Consider the following 11,858-nt stretch of genomic DNA (forward strand, 5'->3'; position numbering starts at 1 on the left):
GCCTCAGACCGCGCGCTTGGTCCAGGTGATGAGGTGCGCGGGGTCGTACCGGCGCGAGCAGCGACCGCAGGCGAGGGGCCGCTTCGGCTCCCGGTAGCGGAAGTGCTCGTGTCCGGCGGCGCAGACGCCGACCCACGGGGCCAGCTCGGAGGCGATGGCCCCGTCGTGCAGCCGGCCGCCGACGTAGCCGAGCTCGGTGGCGACGCTCTTCCAGCGCGGACCGTGGCCCGCCCGCGACCCGGCGACGGCGTGCGCGACCTCGTGCAGCAGCACCTGATGGATCTCGTCGTCCTCGTACCTGCCCGCGAGGTGCCGCGAGACGGTGATCCGCTTCTTGCCGTAGTCGCAGAGCCCCGCACGGGTCTTGGCCGCGTCGAAGCCGAAGCTCCACACGGCAGGGTCGAGGTGCAGGGCGATCAGGGCGTCGGCCCAGCGCCGCACCCGCTCGAGGTCGGCCACGGTCAGCGCCTCCCGACGGACGCCGAGGTCCGGGGCGTCACGAGGAGGTGCGGTGCAGCATCGACGCGCAGGTCAGCGCGCCGGGAACGGCCAGGTGGTCGGCTCGTCGTCGCGCGGCAGTCCGTCGACGACCCCGGTGACGCCGGTGGCGCCGCGGCGGGGCTCGCCGTCGTCGTCGACCGCGGGTGCGTCGACGACCACGGCACGCTCGCCGTCTCGGTCGCGGTGCCCGGCGGCGTTCGCCGCGAGGCTGGAGATCTTGCCCCAGAGGCTGGTGTCGGCGCGGGTCGACGGCTTGTCGAGCACGGGCTCTGACGGGGCGGCAGGCGCCGAGGAGGCGGCGGGCGCGTCACCGGGATCGATCCGCATCGCGGCGGCGAGGGCAGGCTCGATCGGCGCAGGGGCCTGCAGAGCGGGGGCCGGGGCCGACGCGGGAGCCGGGGCGTCCGCGTGCTCCGGGGACTGCTGCGCGCCTCCTTCGCCCTGGCCGTCGTGCCCGACGGCGGCGGTCGCGGTCGCGGACGACCCGTCCCCGACGCGGGGCAGGCCCGAGGGGTTCGTGTCGCCCGCCTCAGGCGGCGAGACGACGGCGGCGTGGGCGCCCGCCGCGGCCCGGCCGATCGGCGTGATCGAGCCGGTCTCGCGGGCGTGCGCGGGGCCCTCGTGCGCGGCCCGCATCAGCCCCTCGATCACCGTGCGGAGCGCGTCGAGCCGGTCGCGGGCGGCGCCGGCCTGCTCGTAGGCCGTCAGCGCGGCGGTGAGGACCTCGTCGCTCTCGTCGTACCGGCCCAGGTCGAAGAGCGTGTAGCCCTCGAGCTCGGCGGCGGTGGCCTCGAGCACGCGCCATTCCTCGGTGGAGGCGGTGATGCGGCTGGTGTGCAGGTCGCCGAGCGCGCGCTCGAGCTTGCCCTGCTCGCGCAGGACGTGCGCACGGCGGATGCGCGCCGCCGTGGAGTCGGCGCGGTCGCCGGTGAAGTGGGCGAGGCGGAACGCCTCCTCGGCGATGGCCAGGGCCTCGTCGAGGCGGCCGAGGGTGCGCAGCAGGTCGGCGCGCTCGCCCAGGGCGGAGGTGCTGCGGCTCTGGCCCAGGGCGGCGAGACGGGCCTCGGCGGTCCGCACGTCGACGGCGACACGGAGGCTGATCGGCTCGACGCCGGGCACGGGGCGGGAGGTGCGGCCCGAGGGCGCGTCGGAGCCCGGCGGCACGCTGCGGGGGCGGGTGCTGCCGGTCGCGGATCCGGGGTTCGAGTCGTGCTGGCTCATCGAGTACGAGGGTAACCGCAGGGTGGTCGTTCGGGCCGTCCGGCGCGCGCTCGGCGGCCGTCCTCTCGATTTCCGTGCTGCTCTTCTCGAGTTCGAGACTGATCCGCCGCATCGTGACCGGGGGAGCTGGGCAGCCAAGGCCGGCCGAGCAGGATCTGTCTCGCCTTGCGGCGGCGGCCACGACCGGACCGCAGGAGGTGCGGGTCGACCCCGCAGGAGCCCAACGCCGGTCAGTCGAGCGGCTGCAGCGGCACGCTGACGATGCGGTCGTCGCCCTGCCGGGCGTCGCCGCGGCCGTCGGTGTTGTTCGTCAGCAGCCAGAGCGTGCCGTCCGGCCCGGGCAGCACGTCGCGGATCCGCCCGAGCGACTCGTCGCCCGAGAACCGCTCGGTCGAGGTCGCCTCGCCGGCCTCGGGCACCTGGATCTCGAAGAGCACCTCGCCGCCGAGCCCGGCCAGGAACAGGGTCGAGCCGACCGCCGTGAGGCCGCTCGGGCTCGCCTGGTCGGTGCGCCACTGCAGGACCGGCTCGAGGAACCGGCCTGACGAGCCCGATGGCCCAGTCGATCCCGACGTGCCCCGGCCCTCGACCTCGGGCCAGCCGTAGTTCGCGCCGGGGGCGAGGGAGTTCAGCTCGTCCCAGGTGTCCTGGCCGAACTCGGCGACCCAGCCGCCGCCCCACGCGTCCCAGGCGATGCCCTGCGGGTTGCGGTGGCCGAGGCTCCAGACGGGCGACCCGGGCATCGGGTTGTCGCTCGGCACGGCGCCGGTCGGCGAGAGCCGCAGCACCTTGCCGCCGAGCGAGGTCTCGTCCTGGGAGGCGTCGTCGTCGGAGGCGTCGCCGGTCGTGGCCCAGAGCATGCCGTCGGGGCCGAAGGCGATGCGGCCGCCGTCGTGGTTCGAGGCCGCGGGGATGCCGGTGAAGACGTCCTCCACGGGGCCGAGGCCGTACGACCCGGCCGCCCCGGTGATGGCGGCCCGCACGATGCGGTTGTCGTCGGCGGTCGTCAGGTAGGCGTAGAGGTACGAGGGCGACCCCGCGAGCACGGCGAGCCCGAGCAGGCCCGACTCGCCCTGGTGCACGACCCCGTCGATCGTCGCGACGTCGCGGACCGACCCGTCGTCGCCGATCTCGACCACGCGGCCGCTGTCGCGGAGGCTCACGAACGACGACCCGGAATCCAGCCGCACGACAGACCAGGGAGCCTCGAGGCCGGTGGCGACGTCGGTCGGCTCGGCGTCGTCGGCGACGCGGACGGCCGCCGTGTCCGTGGTCGGTGCCACGGGCCCGGGGCCCGGCGTCGTCTCGACGGGCGCGGCGGCGTCGCTCGCGGCGCCGGACGACGACGTGCTCGAGGTCGAGGTCCCCGCCCCGGTGCAGCCGGCCAGCAGAGCGAGGGCCGTCGTCACAGCGGCGCCGGCGACCACGGCGCGCGTGCGCCGGGCGGGCCGGTGTCGGGGCCGGTCTCGTGTCATGGGGTGCGCCTCCTCGTCCCTCAATCAGACACGAGGAGGAGCGGGCCGGGCGACGGGTGCGGCGCATCGTTGCACGACCGTGACGACTCCGTCACCGGACCGTGACGTATGAGCGACACTCGCCAGCGGTGCACGCAGCGCACGCGGAACGCCCGGCGCACGCGAGGCACCCCGGAGTGGACGATGCACCCCGCAACGACGGGGTGCATCGTCCACTCGGGGGTGCGAGGCAGGTGGGCCGGGCGCGCGCGGGGCGCGGGAGCGGCTCAGGCGCGCGCGGCGAGCTCCGCGCGGAGCGGCCAGTCCTGGCCCTCGAGGATGAGCTGCGCGGCCTGGCCGGTGCGCGTGTTGACGACGACCGGCGCGAGCAGGTTCACCGTCATGCCGCTGGCGGCGGGGGTCGCGACGACGAGCAGCAGCGCCTCCGCGGCGTCGTGCAGGTCGAGCCCGGTGGTCTGCTCGTCGGTCAGCACCGGCGAGTAGTCGGGCAGGTGCACGGCGGCGTCGAGCACGTAGAGGCGGACCTCGGACGACGTGTCCGTCGCCCGCAGCGCGAACAGGCCGGTCGCCCCCTCGACCTCGTCGAGGACGAAGTCGACCAGCGGCTCGAGCCCGAAGGGAGGCGCGACGAACGCCACGGGGGCGGTCACGGCGCTCATCGGAGGAAGTCCATCAGCGAGACCTGCAGCACCTTCGCGGTGACCTGCAGGGCGGCCTGGTACGAGTTGTTCTGCAGCTGCAGGTCGAGCACGGCCTGGCCGAGGTCGAGGTCCTCGAGCCCGGCGCGCTGTGCCTCCAGCGTGACCTTCGTGTCCATCAGGGTGTCCTCGGCTCTCAGCAGCTGGGCGTGTCGCGCGCCCATGTCGGACTGCACGCTGCGCAGGCCGGACACACGGGCGTCGACGGTGGTCAGGTGGGACGCGACGTCGCCTCCGGTGCGGAGGCTGGTCGCGATGTCGTCGATCAGGGCGAAGACGGAGGAGGCGCCGGCACCGAACGCGGCGGAGCCGTCCGAGTCGACCGCGACGGTCGTCTCCGGCCCGATGCGGCGGGTGACGCTGGAGCCGGCGGTGCCGGTCCAGCTGTAGTCGGCGCGGAAGGCGACCCCGGCGTCCGAGGTGCCGGCGAAGACGCTGCGGCCGTTGATGCTCGTGTTGGCGACGCCCAGCAGGTCGGCCTTGAGGCCCTCCAGCTCGACGGCCACCGCCTCCTTGGCGTTCGGGGACAGCGAGCCGTTGGCGCCCTGCAGCGTCAGCTCGCGCACCTTGGCCATCAGCGAGTCGGCAGCGATCAGGGCGGAGTCGGTCGTGCTCAGCCAGCCGTCGCCGTCGGCGACGTTGCGGGTGTGCTGGGCGTGGGCCGACTGCAGGCTCTTCACGCGCAGGGCCTCGGCCGTGGCGGTGGGGTCGTCGGAGGGGCGGCTCAGCTTGTCGAGGCTCGTGGCCCGCTCCTGCGCCTGCGCCAGGCGCACGGAGCCTGCCTGCAAGTGCTGCTGCGACTGCAGCGCCGTCATCTGGTTCGTCACGCGTGTCAGCATCGTCCCTACCTCCCGACCCGGCCCATGCCGTTGATCAGCGTGTCGAGCATCTCGTCGATGGCCGTCATCACGCGTGCGGCGCCCTGGTAGGCGTGCTGGTAGCTCAGCAGCGAGACGTTCTCCTCGTCGAGGCTCACGCCCGAGCCCGAGAGCTGCCGGTTCTTCGCCGACGACGCGGCGAGGTCGGCGAGCGACGACTGCGCCATCTCGCTCTTGGCGGAGGCTCCGATGCCGGCGACGATCGACGACCAGGCGCGGTCGGGCGAGCCGGATCCGACGCCGATCTGCGCGATGCGCTGCGCGACGGAGCCGTCGAGGGCTCCCGCTCCGCCGCCCGAGGCGATCGAGGAGGCGCCGGTCGGCACGACCGTGAGGCCGCGTGCCGCCGAGACGCCGGGCGCCAGGGCGAAGAACTGGCCGGCGGGCTGGCCGTCGGCGCGGACGCCGCCGGCGTGCACGGCGTTGACCTGCGTCGCGAGCTGCGTGGCGAGGGCGTCGTACGACGCGGCGGCCTCGGCGAGGGCGCCGCCCTGTCCGCCGGCCGCGGGGCCGAGCAGCGAGACGGCGCCGGCGAGGCTGCCGCCGTCCATGGCCACGGCGTCGCCGGGACGGTGCGCCCACTCGACGGTCACGCCGGTCGAGGCGCTCATCGCGAACTCGCCCTTGACGACGATGCTCCGCGCCGTGGTGCCGCTGACGAGCGCGTTGCCGCCGACCAGGACGTCGACCGTGCCGTCGCCGGCGTCGCGGACCGTGCCGCCGGCGATCGAGGCGATCTGCTCGGTGAGGCGGGCGCGGGCGTCGATCAGCTCGTTGGCGCTGGTGCCGTCCTGCACGGCCGAGCGGATGCGGCCGTTGAGGTCGGCGACCTGGCGGGCGGCGTCGTTGAGCTGGACGCCGAGGGTCTGGGCGGTGCCGCGGGTGGCGCTCCACTGGTCCTCGACGGCCTGGTGGCCGGAGGCGATGCTCGCGGCGAGGGTCTTCGCCTGGCCGAGCAGCACCGACGCGGGGCCGGTCTGGTCGGGGTGGCTGCCGACGTCGCTCCACGAGTTCCAGAAGGCGCCGAGCTGGGCGGTGATGCCCGTGCTGCGCGGCTCGCCGAGGCTCTGCTCGAGGGACGAGAGCGCGTCGGCACGCACCGACTGGTAGCCGGCAGCGGCCGCGGCGCCGCGGACCTGGCCGTCGACGACGGCGTTGCCGAGGCGGGCGATCGCGTCGACCGCGACGCCCTGCCCGGGCACGACGCCGGCGCTGAACCGGCCCGTCCGGGCCGGGGCCTCGACCGAGCTCTGGCCGACGCGCTGGCGCGTGTAGCCCTCGGTGTTGACGTTGGCGATGTTCTGGCCGGTGACGTCGATGCCGGTGCGGGCGGCGACGAGGCCGGTGTAGGCGGTGTGCAGGCTGCCGAAGGTGCTGACCATCACAGCCGCCCGTCGAAGAGCTGACCGCCGGAGGCCTGGCTGCCGGAGGCGGCTCCCGCGCCGGCACGTCCGGCGCGCGACGCCGAGGCGCCCCCGACCGAGCCGCTGGCGTCGTAAATGCTGCCGGCGGCCGCGTCGGCCGCCGTGGCCATGGTCTCCTGCGTCGCCCGGGCGGCGGCGCGGAGGAACCGCTCGTTCTCGTCGCGCAGCTGCGCGATGCGGGCGGTGAGGTCGGTCATCGACCTCAGGTGCGCCGTGAAGATCTCTCCCCAGGGGCCCGCGGGAGCCGCGGCGATGATCTCGCGGAGGGGCGCCTCCTCGTCCGTGCCCCATTCCTGGGCGACCGACGAGACCTCGACGGCGCGGGCCAGCCCGGCCTCGCGGAGGCGCTCGAGCACCTGCTCGACCTCGCGGGTCGCGTGCTCGATCCAGCGGGTGCGGCCGGCGGTGAGCAGCAGCTGCTCCTCCTCCAGCTTGAAGGTCAGCAGCTCCAGCAGCTCTCGCTCACGCCAGAGCAGCGCGGACAGCTCGTTCGCGCCCATGGGGCCTCCTCGGTCAGGGGGTCGTCGGGTGGTGCAGGGGAGCGGTGATGTCCTCTGCACGGGGGACTATCGGCGTCCCGCCGTCCGGCGTTAGGCGACGGGCGTCCGCCTGCCCCTCCTCATCCAGGAACATCTGTCCTGAGTCGCACGGCGGGGGGACCGATCGTCCTGACTCGTGCACGACGCAGGAACCCTCGCGCGCAGGTTCCTGCACGATGCGACCGCAGGCTCAGGCCAGGCCGCGCACCGAGAAGACCTGGTCGAGGAACACCCGCCCCGCCCCTCGCAGCCCGCCCGAGCCCTGGTGGCGCGTGACCTCGACGGTCAGCTGGTCGGTGGCCATCGGCAGGCAGTCGGCCCAGAGGGTCGAGCGGACGCCGGCGACGAAGACATCCGAGTCGGCCAGCACGCCGCCGAGCACGAGCCGGTCGGGGTTGAAGAAGTTGACGATGGTCGCGAGCACGCCGCCCGTCATGACCCCGGCTCCGCGCAGCAGGCCGGTGGCGAGGGGGTGCGCGTCGCGGGCCAGGTCGATCATCGCCTCGACGGTCGCGACGTCGTGTCCGGCCAGCTGCATCTCGCGCACGAGCGCGTTGCCCGAGGCGAGCGCGTCGAGGCAGCCGGTGCGGCCGCACGAGCACGGGACGGCGGTCGCGCCGGGCACCGTGACGTGGCTGATGTCGCCCGCCCAGCCGTTGCTGCCCGTGTAGAGCTCGCCGCGCGAGACGATGCCGCAGCCGATGCCCGAGCCGACCTTGACGAAGACCTGGTCGGCGGGCACGGCCTCGTCGCCCTCGGCCACGAGCTCGCCGGCCGCCATGAGGTTCGCGTCGTTGTTGACCACGACGGGCAGGTCGATCTCGCGCTGCACGACCTCGGCGACCGAGACGCCGTTCCAGCCGGGCATGCGCGAGGGCGAGACGATGCGCGCGGTCGTCGACGAGACGGGGCCGGGCACGCCCACCGACAGGCCGCTCAGGCGTGCGTGCTCGGGGTCGCCCAGCTCGTCGAGCATCCCGAGGAGGTGCGCCAGCGACGCCGACAGCACCGCGGTCGGCCCCTCGGCCACGTCCAGGGCCACGTGGCGCTCGGCCAGCAGCGCGCCCGAGAAGTCGACCAGCCCGAAGGACGCGCGGTCGACGCCGAGGTCGACGCAGCCGACGAGGCCGGCGTCGCCCCGGATCTGCAGCCGCCGGGGACGGCGGCCGCCCCGTGACGCGCCCTCGCCCGTCTCGACGACGTGGCCGAGACGGATCAGGTCCTCCACGCGGGAGGCGACGGTCGAGGGCGACAGCCCCGTCACCCGGGCGAGGTCCGCGCGTGACCTCGCGGCGCCCGTCCTCAGCGGACGCAGCACCTCGACGGCCTGGGGCGTGTGGCGGGGAGGGGCGCGGAACGCCTCGGTCGTCGTCATGGGCCCCTCGCGATGATCGGTCGCGAACCTGGTCAGGCTGGTCGCGTTCCTCCAGTATTGCACGAAGTTGATCGAAATCTACGTGTAACAATCGCACAGTAGGTTCCCGTCCCACACGGACGACGACCTCACCGGACGGCGACGCGGCCCCCTTGCCGCACCTCTCGAGAAAGCGGCACCAGCGTGGACAGCACCGCCTCAGGCACCAGCGCGAACGACATGATCACGATGCGCGACGTCCAGAAGCACTTCGGCGAGCACCACGTCCTCAAGGACGTCACGCTCAGCGTGGCACCGCGCGAGGTCGTCGTGGTCGTGGGCCCCTCCGGCTCGGGCAAGTCCACGCTCTGCCGCTGCCTCAACCGGCTCGAGACGACCACGAGCGGCGAGATCCTCGTCGACGGCGTCCGGCTGCCCGAGGAGGGCAAGGCGCTCGCCGCCCTCCGCTCGGACGTCGGCATGGTGTTCCAGTCGTTCAACCTCTTCGCGCACCGCACGATCCTCGACAACGTGACCCTGGCGCCGATCACCGTGCGGGGGGAGCCCAAGAAGGACGCCCAGGCCCACGGGCTCGAGCTGCTCGCCCGGGTCGGCATCGCCGACAAGGCCGACGCGTTCCCCGCCCAGCTCTCGGGCGGCCAGCAGCAGCGGGCCGCGATCGCCCGTGCCCTGGCGATGCGGCCGAAGGTGATGCTCTTCGACGAGCCGACGTCGGCGCTCGACCCCGAGATGGTGAACGAGGTGCTCGACGTGATGGTCTCCCTCGCCGCCGAGGGGATGACGATGATCGTCGTCACCCACGAGATGGGCTTCGCCCGTCGCGCCGCCGACCGCGTCGTGTTCATGGACGACGGCCGCATCGTCGAGCAGGCCGACCCGGCCACCTTCTTCGACCACCCCGAGTCCGACCGGGCGAAGGCGTTCCTGTCGAAGATCCTCACCCACTGACCTCCTCCCCCTCCGCACCTCCCGCAGCACCACCTCCCACAGCAGCCCCATCGAAGAGAGGCACCACCTTGCGCACCTCCCCCTCCCCCCTCCGCCTGCGTCGGGTCGTCCCGGCAGCCGTGGCCGTCGTCGCCATGCTCGGCCTCGCGGCCTGCTCGAGCGACAGCTCGGCCGTCCCCGGCGCCGACCCCAGCGCCTCCTCGGCCGCCTCGGCCCTCGACGAGGTCTACGCGAACGCAGTCGTCGCGGACGCGGCCGACATCCTGCCCGACTCGACGATGGCGAAGATCAAGGAGCGCGGGAAGCTGATCGTGGGCGAGGCCCTCGACGCGCCGCTGCTCTCGCAGCAGGACCCGTCGAACCCCGACGACGTGCAGGGCTTCGACGCCGACCTCGCCAAGCTGCTCGCCATCTACATCCTGGGCGAGCCGAACGTCGAGATCGTCCCGCCGGCCTCCGAGACCCGTGAGGCCCTGCTGCAGAACGGCACCGTCGACGTCGTCTTCAACACGTACACGATCACGGAGGAGCGGGCCGAGCAGATCTCGTTCGCCGGCCCCTACCTGGAGTCCGGCCTCGCAGTCGCGGTGAAGGCCGACGACGACGAGATCAAGGGCATCGAGGACCTCGGCGGCAAGAAGGTCATCGTCGGCGCCAACACGCCCGCCGTCACCGCCGTGCCCGAGGAGCAGCCGACCGCCACGCTCGTGTCGTTCGCGACCGACCCGCAGGCGATGCAGGCCCTCAAGCAGGGCCGCGGCGACGCCTACGTGCAGGACTTCACGCTGCTCGCCTCGAACGCCGCGTCGGACGACTCGATCAAGGTCGTCGGCCAGCCCTTCACGACCGAGGCCTACGGCATCGGCCTCGCCAAGGACGACGCCGACTTCAAGGCGTTCATCAACGACTGGCTCGTGCAGATCGAGGACGACGGCACCTGGGCGAAGGTCTGGGACGCGACCCTCGGCGCGGCCGTCGAGTCGGACACCCCCGACGCCCCCGAGATCGGCTCGGTCCCCGGCTCCTAGCCGAACCGCGGGCGCCGGTGCGCCGGCCGGCCGTGGGGGCGACCCGACGGCCGGCCGACACCCGGTCGCCTCGCTGCAGCCGCACCTCCTGCGGTCGGCCCGTCCACCGCACCTCCCCGTTCTCCGCACCTCCGGTTCACCGCACCTCCACGTTCTCCGCACCTCCCGCCCTCGGCCCGAAAGACCCCATGGACTTCTTCGTCGACAGTGCAGGGCCGCTCCTCACGGCCCTCGGCACGACGATCGTGATGGCGCTGGTCGCCGGCGCCGGGGCACTCGTGCTCGGCACGCTCGTCGCCGCCGCCCGGATCAGCCCGGTGCCCGTGCTGCGCGGCGCCGCCTGGGCGTACACGCAGTTCTTCGTGAACGTGCCGCTGCTGGCGCTGCTGATCCTCGCCGTCTTCGCCCTGCCCGACGCCGGGCTGATCATGCCGCTCGCACCGACCACGGTGCTCGTGCTCGCCCTCTACGAGGCCGCCTACGTGGCGGAGGCGGTGCGCAGCGGCGTGAACACGGTCGGCAACGGCCAGATCGAGGCGAGCAGGGCCCTCGGACTGACCCTCGGGCAGACGCTCCGGCTCGTCGTGCTGCCGCAGTCGCTGCGCGCGGCCGTGCAGCCGATCGGCAACGTGATGATCGCGCTCACGATGAACACGGCGCTCGCCGCGGCTGTCGGAGTCGTCGAGCTGACCAGCGCCGTGAACAAGCTCAACCTCGTCCAGGCCCAGCCGATCCTGATCTTCACCGCCGCCGGCCTCGTCTACATGGTGCTCGCCCTCGTCATCGGCCTCGGCGCCGGACGCCTCGAACGAAAGGCGGCGATCGTCCGATGACCACGCCGACCACCCCCTCCGCCCGTCCTGCCAGCGGCGCCGCCTCCGCCGCTGCCACCACCTCCGCCTCCGTCCGGAAGGCGCCCACGGTCTCGCTCTACGACGAGCCGGGCCCCCGCACGCGACGCGCCATCCGGCTCTGGTCGGTCGTCGTCGTGCTCGCCCTCGCGGGGCTCGTCGCGGCCGGGCTCGTCCAGTTCGGCTCGCGCGGGCAGCTCGACGCCGACCGCTGGACGCCGTTCCTCTCCTGGCCGATCTGGCAGTACCTGCTCGTGGGGCTCTGGGGCACGATCCAGGCCGCCGCCCTCGTCGCGGTGCTCGGCGGCGCGCTGGGCCTCCTGCTCGCACTCGGGCGGCTGAGCCCGCGTCGCCCGCTGCGCTGGCTCTCGACCGCGTACATCGAGGTCGCCCGCACGGTGCCCGTGCTGCTGCTCATCTACCTGATGCTCTTCGGGCTGCCGCAGCTCGGCCTCGACCTGCCGCTGATCTGGAAGCTCGTCGTGCCGCTGACCGTGGCGAACTCGGCCGCGTTCGCCGAGATCGTCCGCGCAGGGATCCTCGGGCTGTCGCGCGGCCAGCGCGAGGCCGGGCTCAGCCTCGGGCTCTCGTCGGCGCAGACGACCCGGCTCGTCGTGCTGCCGCAGGCGCTCCGCTTCGTCACCCCGTCGCTGGTGACCCAGCTGGTCAGCCTGGTCAAGGACACCTCGCTCGGCTACATCGTCGCGTTCACCGAGCTGCTCTACCGCGGCCAGGTGCTGTCGTCGTTCAACCACCTCCTGATCCAGACGTTCCTCGTCGTGACGCTCGTGTACCTCGTCTTCAACGGGGCGCTGTCGACGCTCGCCGCCCGCCTGCGGGCACGGCCGTCGCGGCGCAGCCCCCGGCGTGCGGCGGCTCCCGTGCCGGCGCCGGCCTCGGCGCCCGCGCTCGACTGACCC

General features: G+C 73.8%; 12 protein-coding genes. 4 read left to right on the forward strand and 8 right to left on the reverse strand.

What is annotated here, in order from left to right; translation table 11 throughout:
- Window positions 1-3: 3 nt before the first annotated feature.
- The 8 genes from EDF20_RS06825 to EDF20_RS06860 form a co-directional block, all read right to left on the reverse strand.
- Window positions 4-459 (reverse strand): SprT-like domain-containing protein, encoded by a 456-nt coding sequence (locus EDF20_RS06825; RefSeq protein ID WP_133738189.1) that lies wholly within the window; start codon window positions 457-459, stop codon window positions 4-6.
- Between the two features lie 72 nt (window positions 460-531).
- Window positions 532-1,722, reverse strand: a complete 1,191-nt coding sequence (locus EDF20_RS06830; RefSeq protein WP_133738190.1) for a tetratricopeptide repeat protein — start codon at window positions 1,720-1,722, stop codon at window positions 532-534.
- Window positions 1,723-1,952: 230 nt separating this feature from the next.
- Window positions 1,953-3,197: a PQQ-dependent sugar dehydrogenase gene (locus EDF20_RS06835; RefSeq protein ID WP_133738191.1), complete on the reverse strand. Its 1,245-nt coding sequence runs from the start codon at window positions 3,195-3,197 to the stop codon at window positions 1,953-1,955.
- A gap of 266 nt (window positions 3,198-3,463) precedes the next feature.
- Window positions 3,464-3,856 carry a flagellar assembly protein FliW gene (locus EDF20_RS06840; RefSeq protein WP_133738192.1) on the reverse strand — a complete coding sequence of 131 codons (393 nt, stop codon included), beginning with the start codon at window positions 3,854-3,856 and terminating at the stop codon, window positions 3,464-3,466.
- On the reverse strand, window positions 3,853-4,734 hold the full coding sequence (flgL, locus tag EDF20_RS06845; protein WP_123547619.1) for a flagellar hook-associated protein FlgL: 882 nt from the start codon (window positions 4,732-4,734) through the stop codon (window positions 3,853-3,855). Before flgL ends, EDF20_RS06840 begins: the two co-directional genes overlap by 4 nt.
- A gap of 5 nt (window positions 4,735-4,739) precedes the next feature.
- Window positions 4,740-6,155 (reverse strand): flagellar hook-associated protein FlgK, encoded by a 1,416-nt coding sequence (gene flgK / locus EDF20_RS06850; RefSeq protein ID WP_133738699.1) that lies wholly within the window; start codon window positions 6,153-6,155, stop codon window positions 4,740-4,742.
- On the reverse strand, window positions 6,155-6,697 hold the full coding sequence (locus EDF20_RS06855; protein ID WP_133738193.1) for a flagellar protein FlgN: 543 nt from the start codon (window positions 6,695-6,697) through the stop codon (window positions 6,155-6,157). Before EDF20_RS06855 ends, flgK begins: the two co-directional genes overlap by 1 nt.
- Before the next feature lie 229 nt (window positions 6,698-6,926).
- Complete coding sequence (locus EDF20_RS06860) at window positions 6,927-8,111, reverse strand: ROK family transcriptional regulator (RefSeq protein ID WP_123547622.1); 1,185 nt, start codon at window positions 8,109-8,111, stop codon at window positions 6,927-6,929.
- A 219-nt stretch (window positions 8,112-8,330) separates the two neighbouring features.
- On the opposite strand from EDF20_RS06860, the gene EDF20_RS06865 reads away from it, so the two are divergent.
- The 4 genes from EDF20_RS06865 to EDF20_RS06880 all read left to right on the forward strand — a co-directional run bounded on the left by EDF20_RS06865 (window position 8,331) and on the right by EDF20_RS06880 (window position 11,855).
- Entirely contained in the window at window positions 8,331-9,059 is a 729-nt protein-coding gene (locus EDF20_RS06865; RefSeq protein ID WP_133738700.1) for an amino acid ABC transporter ATP-binding protein, read from the forward strand.
- A 68-nt stretch (window positions 9,060-9,127) separates the two neighbouring features.
- Window positions 9,128-10,087 carry a glutamate ABC transporter substrate-binding protein gene (locus EDF20_RS06870; RefSeq protein WP_233569089.1) on the forward strand — a complete coding sequence of 320 codons (960 nt, stop codon included), beginning with the start codon at window positions 9,128-9,130 and terminating at the stop codon, window positions 10,085-10,087.
- A 188-nt stretch (window positions 10,088-10,275) separates the two neighbouring features.
- A complete protein-coding gene (locus tag EDF20_RS06875; protein ID WP_133738194.1) occupies window positions 10,276-10,920 on the forward strand; it encodes an amino acid ABC transporter permease in 645 nt (214 codons plus the stop codon).
- The gene (locus tag EDF20_RS06880; RefSeq protein ID WP_123547624.1) at window positions 10,917-11,855 is read left to right on the forward strand and encodes an amino acid ABC transporter permease; all 939 of its coding nucleotides are present in this window, start codon (window positions 10,917-10,919) and stop codon (window positions 11,853-11,855) included. Before EDF20_RS06875 ends, EDF20_RS06880 begins: the two co-directional genes overlap by 4 nt.
- Window positions 11,856-11,858: the final 3 nt, after the last annotated feature.

This window comes from Frigoribacterium sp. PhB116, from assembly GCF_004364285.1.
Lineage (GTDB): Bacteria > Actinomycetota > Actinomycetes > Actinomycetales > Microbacteriaceae > Frigoribacterium.

What these genes read in the sequence shown, in the direction of transcription:
- EDF20_RS06835 (WP_133738191.1), bottom strand. Translation starts at nt 3,197, where the DNA reads ATGACACGAGACCGGCCCCGACACCGGCCCGCCCGGCGCACGCGCGCC.
- EDF20_RS06860 (WP_123547622.1), bottom strand. Translation starts at nt 8,111, where the DNA reads ATGACGACGACCGAGGCGTTCCGCGCCCCTCCCCGCCACACGCCCCAG.
- EDF20_RS06880 (WP_123547624.1), top strand. Translation starts at nt 10,917, where the DNA reads ATGACCACGCCGACCACCCCCTCCGCCCGTCCTGCCAGCGGCGCCGCC.
- flgK (WP_133738699.1), bottom strand. Translation starts at nt 6,155, where the DNA reads ATGGTCAGCACCTTCGGCAGCCTGCACACCGCCTACACCGGCCTCGTC.
- EDF20_RS06855 (WP_133738193.1), bottom strand. Translation starts at nt 6,697, where the DNA reads ATGGGCGCGAACGAGCTGTCCGCGCTGCTCTGGCGTGAGCGAGAGCTG.
- EDF20_RS06840 (WP_133738192.1), bottom strand. Translation starts at nt 3,856, where the DNA reads ATGAGCGCCGTGACCGCCCCCGTGGCGTTCGTCGCGCCTCCCTTCGGG.
- EDF20_RS06830 (WP_133738190.1), bottom strand. Translation starts at nt 1,722, where the DNA reads ATGAGCCAGCACGACTCGAACCCCGGATCCGCGACCGGCAGCACCCGC.
- EDF20_RS06865 (WP_133738700.1), top strand. Translation starts at nt 8,331, where the DNA reads ATGATCACGATGCGCGACGTCCAGAAGCACTTCGGCGAGCACCACGTC.
- EDF20_RS06875 (WP_133738194.1), top strand. Translation starts at nt 10,276, where the DNA reads ATGGACTTCTTCGTCGACAGTGCAGGGCCGCTCCTCACGGCCCTCGGC.
- flgL (WP_123547619.1), bottom strand. Translation starts at nt 4,734, where the DNA reads ATGCTGACACGCGTGACGAACCAGATGACGGCGCTGCAGTCGCAGCAG.